At 64.8% G+C, this 13,259-nt stretch carries 13 protein-coding genes; 2 read left to right on the top strand and 11 right to left on the bottom strand.

The features are described from left to right. Positions 1-52: 52 nt before the first annotated feature. From GSH16_RS05975 to GSH16_RS05955, 5 genes are read right to left on the bottom strand one after another with little or no spacing between them, the layout of a single operon-like run. Complete coding sequence (locus tag GSH16_RS05975) at positions 53-1,129, bottom strand: branched-chain amino acid ABC transporter permease (RefSeq protein WP_160852839.1); 1,077 nt, start codon at positions 1,127-1,129, stop codon at positions 53-55. Continuing rightward, the gene (locus tag GSH16_RS05970; RefSeq protein ID WP_160852837.1) at positions 1,116-1,343 is read right to left on the bottom strand and encodes a hypothetical protein; all 228 of its coding nucleotides are present in this window, start codon (positions 1,341-1,343) and stop codon (positions 1,116-1,118) included. The genes GSH16_RS05975 and GSH16_RS05970 overlap by 14 nt, the downstream gene beginning before the upstream one ends. Before the next feature lie 4 nt (positions 1,344-1,347). After that, positions 1,348-2,334: a branched-chain amino acid ABC transporter permease gene (locus GSH16_RS05965; RefSeq protein ID WP_160852835.1), complete on the bottom strand. Its 987-nt coding sequence runs from the start codon at positions 2,332-2,334 to the stop codon at positions 1,348-1,350. 12 nt (positions 2,335-2,346) lie between these two features. Next, positions 2,347-3,162, bottom strand: a complete 816-nt coding sequence (locus GSH16_RS05960; protein ID WP_160852833.1) for an ABC transporter ATP-binding protein — start codon at positions 3,160-3,162, stop codon at positions 2,347-2,349. Beyond that, a complete protein-coding gene (locus tag GSH16_RS05955; RefSeq protein ID WP_160852831.1) occupies positions 3,159-5,195 on the bottom strand; it encodes an AMP-binding protein in 2,037 nt (678 codons plus the stop codon). The genes GSH16_RS05960 and GSH16_RS05955 overlap by 4 nt, the downstream gene beginning before the upstream one ends. A gap of 263 nt (positions 5,196-5,458) precedes the next feature. Here GSH16_RS05955 and GSH16_RS05950 point away from each other — a divergent pair, with 263 nt between their 5' ends. Then, complete coding sequence (locus GSH16_RS05950) at positions 5,459-6,394, top strand: threonine/serine dehydratase (RefSeq protein ID WP_160852829.1); 936 nt, start codon at positions 5,459-5,461, stop codon at positions 6,392-6,394. A gap of 3 nt (positions 6,395-6,397) precedes the next feature. Here the strand turns inward: GSH16_RS05950 and GSH16_RS05945 are convergent, their stop codons facing one another. The 6 genes from GSH16_RS05945 to GSH16_RS05920 form a co-directional block, all read right to left on the bottom strand. Next, positions 6,398-6,838, bottom strand: a complete 441-nt coding sequence (locus GSH16_RS05945; RefSeq protein WP_160852827.1) for a globin domain-containing protein — start codon at positions 6,836-6,838, stop codon at positions 6,398-6,400. 195 nt (positions 6,839-7,033) lie between these two features. Beyond that, positions 7,034-7,486: an Hsp20 family protein gene (locus tag GSH16_RS05940; protein ID WP_160852825.1), complete on the bottom strand. Its 453-nt coding sequence runs from the start codon at positions 7,484-7,486 to the stop codon at positions 7,034-7,036. 145 nt (positions 7,487-7,631) lie between these two features. Continuing rightward, positions 7,632-8,468, bottom strand: coding sequence for a trypsin-like serine peptidase (locus tag GSH16_RS05935; RefSeq protein ID WP_160852823.1), 837 nt, complete (start codon positions 8,466-8,468; stop codon positions 7,632-7,634). Positions 8,469-8,510: 42 nt separating this feature from the next. Beyond that, the gene (gene glcF, locus GSH16_RS05930; RefSeq protein WP_160852821.1) at positions 8,511-9,812 is read right to left on the bottom strand and encodes a glycolate oxidase subunit GlcF; all 1,302 of its coding nucleotides are present in this window, start codon (positions 9,810-9,812) and stop codon (positions 8,511-8,513) included. Positions 9,813-9,860: 48 nt separating this feature from the next. Beyond that, positions 9,861-11,006 (bottom strand): FAD-binding protein, encoded by a 1,146-nt coding sequence (locus tag GSH16_RS05925; protein ID WP_160852819.1) that lies wholly within the window; start codon positions 11,004-11,006, stop codon positions 9,861-9,863. Further along, positions 11,003-12,439, bottom strand: a complete 1,437-nt coding sequence (locus tag GSH16_RS05920) for an FAD-linked oxidase C-terminal domain-containing protein (RefSeq protein WP_160852817.1) — start codon at positions 12,437-12,439, stop codon at positions 11,003-11,005. Before GSH16_RS05920 ends, GSH16_RS05925 begins: the two co-directional genes overlap by 4 nt. 87 nt (positions 12,440-12,526) lie before the next feature. Between GSH16_RS05920 and GSH16_RS05915 the strand changes: the two genes are divergently transcribed. Beyond that, the gene (locus GSH16_RS05915; RefSeq protein ID WP_235912947.1) at positions 12,527-13,228 is read left to right on the top strand and encodes a DUF599 domain-containing protein; all 702 of its coding nucleotides are present in this window, start codon (positions 12,527-12,529) and stop codon (positions 13,226-13,228) included. Positions 13,229-13,259: the final 31 nt, after the last annotated feature.

Genomic DNA, 13,259 nt, shown 5'->3' with positions numbered 1-13,259 from the left:
TTCGGCAATGTCGCCCCGCCTGTGGCGGGTGCGGGTCTTGGGCCACCCCCGCTCAGTGCGGGAAGGGCCAGAGTCGCAGTTTCTCCTTCAGGATGCGCCAGAGCTGCGCCAGCCCGTGCGGCTCCACGATCAGGAAAAACATGATCAGGGCGCCAACGATGATGAACTCGAAATGCGCCGCGATATCCGTGGGCCACCCAAGGCTGCCCACCATGACATTTTTCAGAAGCACCGGCAGCAGGACCATGAAGGCCGCGCCGGCGAAGGACCCGAAAATGGATCCCAGGCCCCCGATGATGATCATGAAGAGGACCAGAAAGCTCTTCTGGATGCCGAAAGCCTCCGTCACCTCGACCGCGCCGAGATAGACGCTGAAGAAGAGCGCGCCCGCCACTCCCACGAAGAAGGAGGAGATGGCGAAGGCCGACAATTTGGTGCGCAGCGGGTTCACGCCGATGATCTCGGCCGCGATGTCCATGTCGCGGATCGACATCCAGGACCGCCCGATCCGCCCGCGTGTCAGGTTGCGCGCGACAACCGCGAGCAGGATCACGAAGAAGAGGCAGAAGAGATATTTGGCCGTCGGACTGGCCGCCGCGCCGGTCACCGCGTGGCCGAAGATGGTGCGCTCCGGCGCGTTGATCTGGCCAGAGGCGGAATAGTTGTAGAACCACGGCACCTTGTTGAAGAGCCAGACAAGGAAGAACTGCGCAGCAAGCGTCGCCACCGCCAGATAGAAGCCCTTGATGCGCAGCGACGGCAGGCCGAAAATCATCCCGACAGCCGCAGTGACCCCGCCAGACAGAAGCACCACCAGCACGAAGTTGAGATCCGGGAAGGCGGTCATCAGCTTGTAGGACGCATAGGCACCCACCGCCATGAACCCACCGGTGCCTAGGCTGACCTGCCCGCAATAGCCGGTCAGGATGTTCAGCCCGATCGCCGCAATCGCGTAGATCAGGAAGGGCAGCAGGACCGCATTGGCCCAATAGTCGTTGATGAAGAAGGGCACGACGCCGATGGCGATGGCCAGCACCGCCCAGTAGCGGTAGCGGTCGAACGCAATCGGGAAGGTCTGCTGGTCGGCCGCGTAGCTCGTCTTGAAGTCGCCTGCCTCACGATAGAACATCCGGTGCCTCCCCGCTGTCATCCTGCAGGCGCGGCATCGGCGACTGCCGGCGCGCCAGTGTCAGGTAGCTCCAGCTGCCGGCGATGAAGCCGGCAAAGGCCAGCAGCATCGGCAGGGTCGCGGCCTGCGGCGCCGGCGCGCTCAGCGCGAGGAACCCGAAACACCAGAAGGCGGACCAGCCGATCACGCAGAGCGTGGCCACCGATTTCGACATGCGATCAGACCCGTTCAATGATCTTCTCCCCAAACAGGCCCTGCGGGCGAAAGACCAGGAAGATCAACGCCAGCACATAGGCAAACCAGTTTTCCGTCGCGCCGCCGACCATCGGGCCGATGGCGAATTCGAAGAGTTTCTCACCCACCCCGATAATCAGCCCGCCGACAATCGCGCCCGGGATCGAGGTGAAGCCGCCCAGCATCAGCACCGGCAGAGCCTTCAGCGCGATGAGCGACAGCGAGAATTGCACGCCCGATTTGGCCCCCCACATGATGCCCGCAACGAGCGCCACGAAGCCTGCAATCGACCAGACGATGACCCAGATGCGCCGCAGTGAGATGCCGACAGACAGCGCCGCCTGGTGATCGTCGGCCACGGCGCGCAGCGCCCGGCCGGTCTTGGTATACTGGGAGAAGAGCGTCAGCGAGATCACGAGGATCACCGCCACGATGGTCGCGGCGATATCGAGCCTGTCGATAAAGAACCCGTAGCCGAACCACTCGTAAGTGGTGGTGTCGATCGTCTCGGAAATGCCCTGCGGCAGGCCGACATCGAGCTTCTTGATGTCCGACCCCCACATCAGATCCCCGAACCCTTCCATGAAATAGGCAAGGCCGATGGTCGCCATGAACAGGATGATCGGCTCCTGATTGACCAGATGTTTCAGGAGCACCCGCTCCACGAGGATTGCGAACAGGATCATCACGCCGAGCGTCAGCAGGATCGAGAGTAGCGCCGGCACGTGCCAGCCGAAATGGTGGATCTCGGTGCCGAGGATCGTGTTGATGAGATGCGCGAAGGGCACCTGCCCCGTCTGGATGCCGACCAGCGTCATCGCGGCGAAGAGCGCCATCACACCTTGGGCATAGTTGAACACACCCGACGCCTTGAAGATGAGCACGAAGCCCAGCGCCACCAGCGCATAGAGCACGCCCGCCATGAGCCCGTTCAGGATCACTTCGGTCGCAAAGAGGAGTTGTTCGGGCATCTGTCTCTCTCCTCAATCGTGCGGAACGCCGAGATAGGCGTCGATCACGTCCTGATTGTTGCGCACTTCGTCGGGCGTGCCGTCCCCGATCTTGCGGCCGTAATCCATCACGACCACACGGTCGGAAATGTCCATCACCACGCCCATGTCATGCTCGATGAGCGCGATGGTCGTGCCGAACTCGTCATTCACATCGAGAATGAAGCGGCTCATATCCTCCTTCTCCTCGACATTCATGCCGGCCATCGGCTCGTCGAGAAGCAGAAGGCGCGGCTCGGCCGCGAGCGCCCGGCCCAGTTCCACCCGCTTCTGCAGCCCGTAGGGCAGACGGCCCACCGGCGTCTTGCGGATATGCTGGATTTCCAGAAAGTCGATGATCTTCTCCGCGATCTCGCGGTTTTCCACTTCCTCGCGCTCCGCCGGGCCTTTCCAGAAGGCCTGCATCAGGAGATTCGACTTCATGTGGGTGAACCGCCCGGTCATGATATTGTCGAGCGTCGACATGCCCTTGAAGAGCGCAATGTTCTGGAAGGTCCGCGCGATGCCCTGATGGGCGATCTCGTGCGGGCGCATCGGGGCGCGCTTCTCGCCCTTGAACCAGATCTCGCCTTCCTGCGGATGGTAGAACCCGTTGATGACATTGAGCATCGAGCTTTTGCCCGCGCCGTTCGGGCCGATGATCGCACGGATCTCGCCCTCGCGGATGTCGAAGCTGATATCCTTGATCGCGACCACGCCGCCGAAGCGCAGCGTGATGTTGCGCATTTCCATGACGGTCGCGCCGATGGTGCGACCGTCGGCGGTTACATAGCTTTCCGCCGCGCTCATGCCGCCACCTCGCGCGGGGTTGCGGGCACGGTGGCTGCGTCGCGGATCTCCAACGTGGCCGAGATCGCACCCTTGCGCCCGTCCTCGTAGGTCACTTCGGTGGTGGTGAAGATCTCCTGCGACCCGTCATAGAGCGCGGTCAGCAGGTCGGCGAACTTCTCCTCGATGATCCGGCGGCGGACCTTGCGGGTCCGGGTCAGTTCGCCATCGTCGGCATCCAGTTCCTTGTGCAGGATCAGGAACCGGCTGATCTGGCAGCCCGACAGCATCTCGTCCTCGGCCACCGAGCGGTTCACCTCCTCCACATGATCCTGGATCATCGCATAGACCTGCGGGTGGCCTGCCAGTTCCTGATAGGAGGCATAGGCGATATTGTTGCGCTCGGCCCAGTTGCCGACCGCCGTCAGGTCGATATTGATAAAGGCCGTGCAACTGTCGCGCCCGTCACCGAACACGACAGCTTCCAGGATGTTGGGATAGAATTTCAGCTTGTTCTCGACATATTTGGGCGCAAAGAGCGCGCCGGAGGCCATCTTGCCCACATCCTTGGCCCGGTCGATGATCCGCAGATGCCCGGTCGCTTCCTCGATGAAGCCCGCATCGCCGGTGGCGACCCAGCCCTCGGCATCCTTGGTATCCGCCGTGCTGTCGGGATTCTTGTAATATTCCACGAAGACGCCCGGCGATCGGTAGAAGACCTCGCCAGTATCATCGATGCGCAGCTCAACCCCCGGGCTCGGCACGCCGACCGTGTCGGCCCGCACCTGCCCGTCGGGCTGCTGGGTGATGAAAACGCTCGCCTCGGTCTGGCCGTAGAGCTGTTTGAGATTGATCCCGAGCGCCCGGTAGAAGTCGAAAATCTCCGGCCCGATCGCCTCCCCGGCCGTGTAGCCGACGCGCACCCGGCTCAGGCCCAGCGTGTTCTTCAGCGGGCCGTAGACCAGAAGTCCGCCAAGCGCATAGCGCAACCGGTCGATCAGCCCGACCGATTCCCCGTCGAGGATGCGCGGGCCGACGTCGCGCGCGATCTTCATGTAATGGTGGAAGAGCTTCTGCTTCAACTTCGACGCATCCTCCATCCGGATCATCACCGATGTGAGCAGCCCTTCGAAGAAGCGCGGCGGCGCGAAGAAATAGCTCGGCCCGATCTCGCGCAGGTCGGTCTGCATCGTCTCGGGGCTTTCGGGGCAGCAGACGCAGAAGCCCGTCCAGTAGGACTGGCCCATCGAGAAGATGAAATCCCCGACCCAGGCCATCGGCAGGTAGGCCAGCACCGAATCCGAGGCTTTCAGGTGATCGAATTCGGAGGAGGCCTGCGCCGTGGAGATGATGTTGAGGTTCGACAGAACAACGCCCTTGGGACGTCCGGTCGTGCCGGACGTGTAGAGCATCACGCATGTGTCCGTCGCCGTGCCCGCAGCGGTCCGGTCGTCGAGCCGGCTTTGCAGCGTGCGCGCATGGTCGGCCTGCATGTCGTCGGCCCGTTCGCGGCCGCGCGCCTCCACCTCGGCCATCGGGTGCAGCTTGGAATGGTCGTATTTCCGCAGGCCCCGCGGATCGAGATAGATGATCTCCTCCAGCCCCGGCAATTTGGCCGTGATCTCCAGCAGTTTGTCGACCTGCTCCTGATCCTCGACCACCGCGAAGCGGGCGCCGCAATGGTCGAGCACATAGGCCATCTCTTCGGCCACCGCATCCTGATAGACCGGTACCGGCACCGCGCCACAGCTCTGAACCGCGACCATCGCCATATAGAGTTGCGGCCGGTTGTTGCCCACGATCGCGACGTGATCGCCCTTGGCCAGCCCCATGTCGAGAAGCCCGAGCGCCAGCGCGTTCACTTCCCGCGCGGCATCGGCCCAGGTCCAGCTCTGCCAGATCCCGAACGCCTTTTCGCGATAGGCCGGGCGGGACCCGAATCTCTCGGCATTGCGGGCCAGAATTTTGGGAAACGTCTCCAGGCCTTCGACAAGGCCAGCACCCGTCGTCACGTCAGCAATCCTCCCTAGCAGACCGGTTTGTCCCGGTCTCATGGTCCGCCGGACGTTGCCGGCGATCCTGCGGCTTTTGCCGCTTGCGAAAGATGATTACCGAAGCCCTGCGCCAGAACAACCAAAAAAATTGAACCAGCGTTCATTTCCATCGCAAGTCGGTTTTGCATTTTTGCAGTCCGTGCCCGCCATTGCCGGCGCTCGCGTGGAATTTTCCCGATGCGGCAAGCGCTTCCCGCCTCCGCGCAAACATGCCAGAAGGGCGAGGCGCCATTCCGTTGTGCTGCCTGCGAGAAGGACCCGCCATGACCCTGCCGATCACGCCGGACGATATCCGCGCCGCCCATGCCCGCATCCGGTCCCATATCCGCCGGACGCCGGTGCTCGAAGGGTTCGCAAACGGCGTGCCGCAGCCCGTCACACTGAAGCTCGAATCGCTGCAGCATGCCGGGTCGTTCAAAGCCCGCGGGGCGTTCAATTCGCTGCTGTCGCAGAATGTGCCAAAGGCCGGTGTCGTCGCGGCATCGGGTGGCAATCACGGGGCTGCGGTGGCCTATGCGGCCGCGCAGCTTGGTCATCCGGTCCGCATTTTCGTGCCCGAGATTTCCGCACCGGCGAAGGTGAACCTCATCCGGCGGCTCGGGGCGGAGGTGATCGTGACCGGACGCGCCTATGCCGATGCGCTGGCCGCGGCCGAAGCATGGCAGGCCGAGACGGGCGCCCTCTCGGTCCATGCCTATGACGCGCCGGACACCGTGGCCGGTCAGGGCACGACCGCGCTGGAGCTGGACGCGCAGGCCGAGGTCGACACGCTCCTCGTCGCTGTGGGTGGCGGCGGGTTCATCGGTGGAATCGCCGCCTGGTATGGCGGGCAGGTGCGGGTGATTGCGGTGGAGCCGGAAAACGCCCCCACCTATCACGCCGCCCGCGCGGCGGGTGCGCCTGTCGATATATCCGTGAGCGGCGTGGCCGCAGATTCGCTCGGCGCACGGCGGATCGGGTCATTGGCCCATGCCATCGGGGCAACCGCTATTACAGACAGTTTCACCGTGCCGGATGCGGCCATCACGGAAGCGCAAAAAACCCTCTGGCATCACCTCAATCTCGCCGTGGAGCCGGGCGGTGCAACGGCATTGGCCGCCCTGACGAGCGGCGCCTACCGGCCGGAGCCGGATGAACGGGTGGGTGTGATGGTCTGCGGCGCCAATGTCGATCTCGACCGGCTGGCCGCACTGGTTTGAGCGTCAGGCGATGCCGCCGCGCACCATCATCTCGGCGGCAACGCGGGTGAAGGCGATGCGCCACGCGGTTTCCGTATCATCGTCGAAGGCCGGCCCCAGTTCCTCGCGCAGGGTCTCGATCAGCGCCTCTTCCATCGACACGAAATGCTCGGCCTCCACCCCGATCAGCGCATGGCCCTGCCCAAGGTCGGTATAGCGCTCGGAAATGGCACCGGGATTTTCCAGATTGTCGATCAGGATGCGCAGCGTGCGCATGAAGCTCATCCCCTGCCCCAGAATATCGTCGCGGAACATCTGGCGCAGGCTCGGGTCGATCTCGAAGAGCCGGTTGTAGAAGGCGAGCGATGTCGGCTGGTAGCGTGACGACAGCAGGTCGAAACTGCGTTTGACGCGCGCCACGGTCTCCGCGGTTGCGTCAGGAAATCGGGTCTTCGTCTCCGCCATCATCCGTCATCTCCCCTTTTGGCGGGCGGCCCCGGACAGGAAAGGGGTAAACTGGATTTCGCCGGTGCCGCCCGACGCCCTTTCTAGGGACGGGCCCGGTCGCGGTCCTTGATCTGACGCAAAGAGAATCAAAAAGGGCCTGCCGGCTGGCAGGCCCCAACATCAGGTGCCATTGCGCGTGTTGCGCCTTGGCGATCAGGCGTCGGCCTTGTTCTCGATCGCGCTGGTCTTGCCGATGGAGATGCGGCGCGGTTTCAGTGCTTCGGGCACTTCGCGGACGAGATCGACATGCAGAAGGCCATTCTCGACCTCGGCGCCCTCGGCGCGCACATGGTCGGCCAGCTGGAAGCGCTTCTCGAAAGCGCGGGTCGCGATGCCGCGGTGCAGATAGGTGCGGTCGCCTTCCTCGGCATCTTTCTTGCCCGAAATCACGAGCTGGCCGTCGCGGGCCTCGATGCTGAGTTCCGACTCGGTAAAGCCGGCCACGGCGATCGTGATGCGATAGGCATCGTCGCCGGTTTTCTCGATATTGTAGGGCGGATAGCCGGTCTGGGCATTGTCGGTGGTCAGGACCGAATCGAGCATGTTGGCCAGACGGTCAAAGCCCACGGTGGACCGGTAGAGCGGGGTGAAATCGTAGGTACGCATGTGCATCCTCCTAAAGAAGCGATACGGGGTTCCGACCCTCCGTTCCGGACGGGTCGCTCTGTGTTTGCCGGGTCCGTCAGTGGCCCCCGGCACCAGATTATTTGGGAAGGTTGAAACGGGTTTCAAGACCCTGCGGTGCGCACCGTCAGGGCTTGGTGACGGTCACGAATTTCGCGCCGGTGCGGCTGCGGTTGAGCGAGCCGAACCCATGCTGGCCGGTGTTGCGGATTGTCCGGTTGCCCGGATTGGTCTGCGCCGCCAACTGGTTCATCAACTGGTCCAGCGGCGCCCCGAGCGAGGTGCCGAGCGCCACGCTTTCCCCGTCAAGCTGCGCCATGGACGACACCACGGACGCGATCTTGGGCCGGGCGTCCGACAGGACGAAGACCGGCGAACCGGAGGCCCCGAAATTCACATCGCAACTCAGGATCAGCACATCGCGCTCCGACCCGATCATGTGGCAGGTCTCCTGCAAGCTCGGATTGTCCGCCCGTCCCTTGGCATAGGATACGACCGACACCGTGTCGCCGGGGCGCGGCGCATGGAAGCGCTCGAACGGCCGGGCGGTCACCGAATCAATCGGCCGGTCCAGTTCGACGAGCGCGATATCGTTGGCTACGCGGCTGACGCGATCCTCCGAACTGTAGACATAGTCCGGGTCAACGACGATCCGCTGCGCTTTGCGATGCGCCACCGCGCGCCCGCCCTGAAGGCCCGCACGGAAGGTGATCTTCTTGGCCGGGATCTGTGCGCCGGTATCGGCTGAATAGACGCAATGGGCCGCGGTCAGCACAAGCTGCGGGGTGATCAGCGCACCGGTGCAGAACCCCTCGCCCGACAGGTCGAGCCGGCCCACGCCTTCCCACCCGCGCACCTGCGCGGATGTCACAAGGCTTTCAAGCGATGTATCCTCGGACTGGGCGAAGCCCGCTACGGGCAGACCCAGCGCCAGACAGATGAGAAAAGGCAATCGTCGCAGCATGGTGGCAGCATTAAGCCCCGCACTGGGCGCTGCCGCCAAGCATTATTTCACCAGCGCCGCCGGTTTCGGCCCGCCCGTTGCCCAATCGAGCAACTGCACCGTATGGACGACCGGCACGCCCGTGCCCGACCCGATCTGTTTCATGCAGCCGATATTGCCCGCCGCAATCACGTCCGGAGCGACGGCTTCCAGCGTGGCGACCTTGCGGCGCTTCAACTCGCTCGAAATCTCGGGTTGCATCAGGTTGTAGGTGCCTGCCGATCCGCAGCACAGATGCGCGTCACGCGGCTCGGCAACCTTGAATCCGGCGGCGGCCAGGGCCTCTTTCGGCGCGGTTTTCACCTGCTGCCCGTGTTGCAGCGAACAGGCCGCGTGATAGCCGACAGTCAGCGCCGCAACCTCCTCCGCCACATCCGGATCGGGCACAAGGTCCAGTTCGGCCACCAATTCGGATATATCCCGCGCGAGCGCCGAGACCCGCGCCGCATCTTCGGCCTCGGGCGCATTGCGGAACATATGGCCATAATCCTTCACCGTCGTTCCGCAGCCCGACGTGTTGATGACAATCGCATCGAGCCCTTCGCCCGTGATTTCCGCCGTCCAGGCGGCAATGTTGCGCGCGGCCGCGGCATGGCTGTCTTCGGTCCGGCCCATATGGTGGGTCAGCGCCCCGCAGCAGCCCATGCCCTCTGCGATGACCACATCGCAACCATGCCGGGTCAGAAGGCGGATCGTGGCGGCATTGATCTCGGCATCGAGCGCTTTCTGCGCGCATCCTGTCAGGAGCGCCACGCGCTTCCTGCGCGGACCCGTTGAGGCGTGGACCTGCGGATCGTCATGCCGCGCCGGACCCGCGATCGGAGCGTCCGCCATGTCGAGCATGGCGCGCAGGCGGCGGTCGGGCATCAGGCGGCGGAACGGCCGGCCGAGTTTCGCCCCGACGAGCGCCAGCCGGAACCGGCCCGGATAGGGCAGGATGGCCGCAAGCAGACGGCGGAGCGCCCGGTCCGCGAAGGGCCGCTTGTAGGTCTTCTCGATATGCTCCCGCGCGTGATCGACCAGATGCATGTAATGGACACCCGACGGACAGGTCGTCATGCAGGCCAGACAGGACAGGCACCGGTCGATATGGCGGACGGTCTTCTCGTCGGCGGGCCGGTTCTGCTCCAGCATGTCCTTGATCAGGTAGATCCGGCCGCGCGGGCTATCGAGCTCGTCGCCCAGCACCTGATAGGTCGGACAGGTCGCGGTGCAGAAGCCGCAATGGACGCAGGCGCGCAGGATCTCGTTGGCCCGCGCAATGCCCGGATCCTGCAACTGGTCCGCGGTAAATTCGGTTTTCACGGGCGGCGCTCCTCGGGGCAGACAATGAGACGTGCGGCAGGCATCGGGTCAGACATGTGCGGTCATCAGGCCGGGGTTGAACAGCCCCCTCGGGTCGAATTTCGCCCGCAGCCCCTCCGACAGACGCGCGACAGGAGCCGGTTCGGGCGCGAAACGCGGGACGGCGCCTGTGGCCCCCCTGCCCGCCCGGACCAGCGTGGCATGGCCCGGGATGCCCGCGAGATGCACCCGCAGGTCGCCCGTATCGGGCCATTCGGCCCAGACGAGCCCGCCCGACCAGTCGTAGACAATCCCGACATCGGGCTGCGCCGCGCGCAGGGCCGCACCCACCTTCGGCCCGTCGCTCGGTCGGACGGAGATTTTCCAGACGGCCGCATCGGCCTGCGTAAATCCCTTCAGGTCGCGCACGAAAGCCCAGCCGGCGGCCGTCCGGCCCATGTCGCGTTCGACCTCCGGCGTGCCGAACCGCACCAGATGCGCGGCCAGCGCCTTGGCGCGCAGCGCGACCGATCCCTCGAACCCTTCGATCCGGATCATCGTCACCGGATCGCCATCCACCCCGGCGGGCAGATGCGCGGCTCCCGTCACGTCGAAGGGCGACCCCATCGCCGCGCAAAGCGCTTCCACCGCTTCCGCGTCCGTCAGACCGTTGAAGAGCAGCACCGCACGCGCGTCGGGTGCGGGGAGTACCTTGATCGCCACTTCGCTCAGGACACCGAGCGTGCCATGGCTGCCCGCCATCAGTTTCACCAGATCGTAGCCGGTGACATTCTTCATCACCCGCCCGCCGTTCTTGATGACCCGCCCCTGCCCGTCGACGAACCGCACGCCGAGAAGGCTGTCGCGCAGCGCACCGGCCTGAATGCGGCGCGGACCCGAGGCATTGACCGCCACCGCTCCGCCGATGGTCGGCACGCCGTCGCGGCCGGTCAGGTGGCGGTGATCCATTGGCTCGAAGGCCAGCATCTGGCCTTCCGCCGACAGGGTCTCCTCGATCTCGGCCATCGGCGTGCCGGCGCCGGCGACAAGGGTCAGCGCGCCGGGCTCGTAGAGCGTGATCCCCGACAGGCCTGCAGCCGACAGAACCGGCAAGTCACCGGCATCGGGCGCCCGCGTGGCCCCGCAGCGCACCGCAACCGGTCCGGTCAGCCCGGCCACGCAATCGGCCAGTTCCGCCTCGCTTCCGGGCCTCATGCCGCGGACCGCCGGTTTGCGGTGGCATCAAGCGGGAAGACCTTGGCGGCATTGAGGAGCCAGCGCGGGTCAAACACATCCTTCACGGCCAGCTGCGCCTCCAGATCGTCGGCGGAATATTGGGTCATCATCAGGTCGCGCTTCTCCACACCCACGCCATGCTCTCCGGTCAGGCAGCCCCCCACCTCCACACAGAGTTTCAGGATTTCCGCGCCCAGCCGCTCGCATGTCTCCAGCTGGCCATCCGCATTGGCATCGAACAGGATCAGCGGGTGCATGTTCCCGTCGCCCGCATGGAACACGTTGGCCACGTCGAGACCGTATTCCTTCGACAGCTCCCCGATCCGGCCGAGCACGCGCGGCAGTTCGGTCACGGGAATCGTCCCGTCGAGGCACATATAATCGTTGATCTGCCCCATCGCGCCGAACGCCGCCTTGCGGCCTTTCCAGATGAGCGCGCTCTCCGTTTCGCTCCGGCTCTCGCGCAGCTCGACAGGATTGTGGCGGCGGGCGATCTCGGTGATCTTGGACAGCTGTTCGGCAATTTCCGCCTCTGCGCCCTCCACCTCGACGATCAACAGCGCCTCCACATCCGGGTAACCGGCCTTCGCGAAGGCCTCGCAGGCACGGATGCAGGGCCGGTCCATGAACTCGATCGCGACCGGCAGCACGCCTGCGCGGATAATGTCCGACACGCAGGCGCCGGCGACCTCGTTGCTGTCAAAACCCATCAGGATCGGGCGCGCGCCCTGCGGCTTGTGGATGATCCGCAACGTCGCCTCGGTGACGACCCCGAGTTGGCCCTCGGACCCGCAGATCAACCCGAGCAGGTCATAGCCCGGCGCGTCGAGATGCGCGCCGCCCAGTTCGATCACCTCGCCCTCCATCGTGACCATCGTCACGCCGAGCAGGTTGTTGGTGGTCACCCCGTATTTCAGGCAATGCGCTCCGCCCGAATTCATCGCGATATTGCCCGCGATGGCGCAGGCCAGCTGGCTCGACGGGTCGGGTGCATAGAAGAACCCGTCCGCTTCCACCGCGCCGGTCACCGACAGGTTGGTCCGGCCCGACTGCACGCGGATGATCCGGTTCGGATAGTCGGTCTCGATCACATCATTGAGGCGCGCCACGCCGAGGATGACCGAATCCGCCGTGGGCAGCGCCCCGCCCGCGAGCGAGGTGCCGGATCCGCGCGGCACCACAGGCACCCGTTCGGCATGGCAATAGGCCAGAACCGCCGCGACTTCTTCGGTCGAGGCGGGCAGGACAACCGCAAGCGGCGGGCATTTGTAGGCCGTCAGAGCGTCGCATTCGTAGGCCCGCGTTTCGGCCGGATCGGAAATCACCGCATCGGCAGGCAGGCGGTCGCGCAGACCGGCAACAATCTCCGCCTTGCGGGCGAGGATCCCGGCGGACGGTTCGGGCATCTGCATGGCGGCGCCTCCCTTCGGCTCGTTTGGTAAAGTAATATTACCAATTTTGAATTTTGACCAGAGGCAAACTGCCGCTATGCCTTGGCCATGATGGATCACACCATACCCGTTCTGGCCGGTCTCGGCTGGCTTGACAGTGTCGGACTGGGCCTCCTGATCGCGCTCTGGCTTGCGACCGGCATCGTGATCGACAGGGCGACCGGCACACGGCCGTCCACCCATGCGCTGATGACCCGCTACCGGCTGATCTGGATGCAGCGCATGGTCACGCGGGAAAACCGCATGTTCGATGCCTCGATGATCGGCACGATGCGGCAGGGCACGACCTTTTTCGCCTCCGCCTGCATGATCGGGCTCGGCGGGACGCTCGCGCTGATCGGCCAGACCGATCTGATGCGCTCGCTCTTCGGAGACCTTGGTGTCGACACGGCCGCGCCCCGCGCGGTGCTGGAAGCCAAGGTCCTCGTGATGGTGCTCTTTCTCGCCATTGCCTTCATGCGGTTCGTCTGGTCGCACCGGCTGTTCGGCTATTGCGCCGTTGTCATGGCCGCGGTGCCGAACGATCCGGACGACCCGGACGCCTATCCGCTGGCGGAAAAGGCGGGAAAACTCTCCAACCAGGCATCGCGCGCGTTCAACAGCGGGCTGAGGGCCATCTATTTCGGCCTCGCAGCGCTCGCCTGGCTGCTGGGCCCGATTCCGCTCATTCTGGTGACACTCGCGGTCGCCGCCATGCTATACAGACGGGAATTCAGTTCGCGGTCACGTGCCGCGCTGCTCGAACCCTGATCCGGGCGACCGGTCCGGATCGCAAACTGAG

The organism is Oceanomicrobium pacificus, from assembly GCF_009833495.1.
GTDB classification, from domain to species: Bacteria; Pseudomonadota; Alphaproteobacteria; order Rhodobacterales; family Rhodobacteraceae; genus Oceanomicrobium; species Oceanomicrobium pacificus.
Note: the sequence above shows the minus strand (reverse complement) of the source record. Positions and strands in the feature narration are given on the sequence as shown.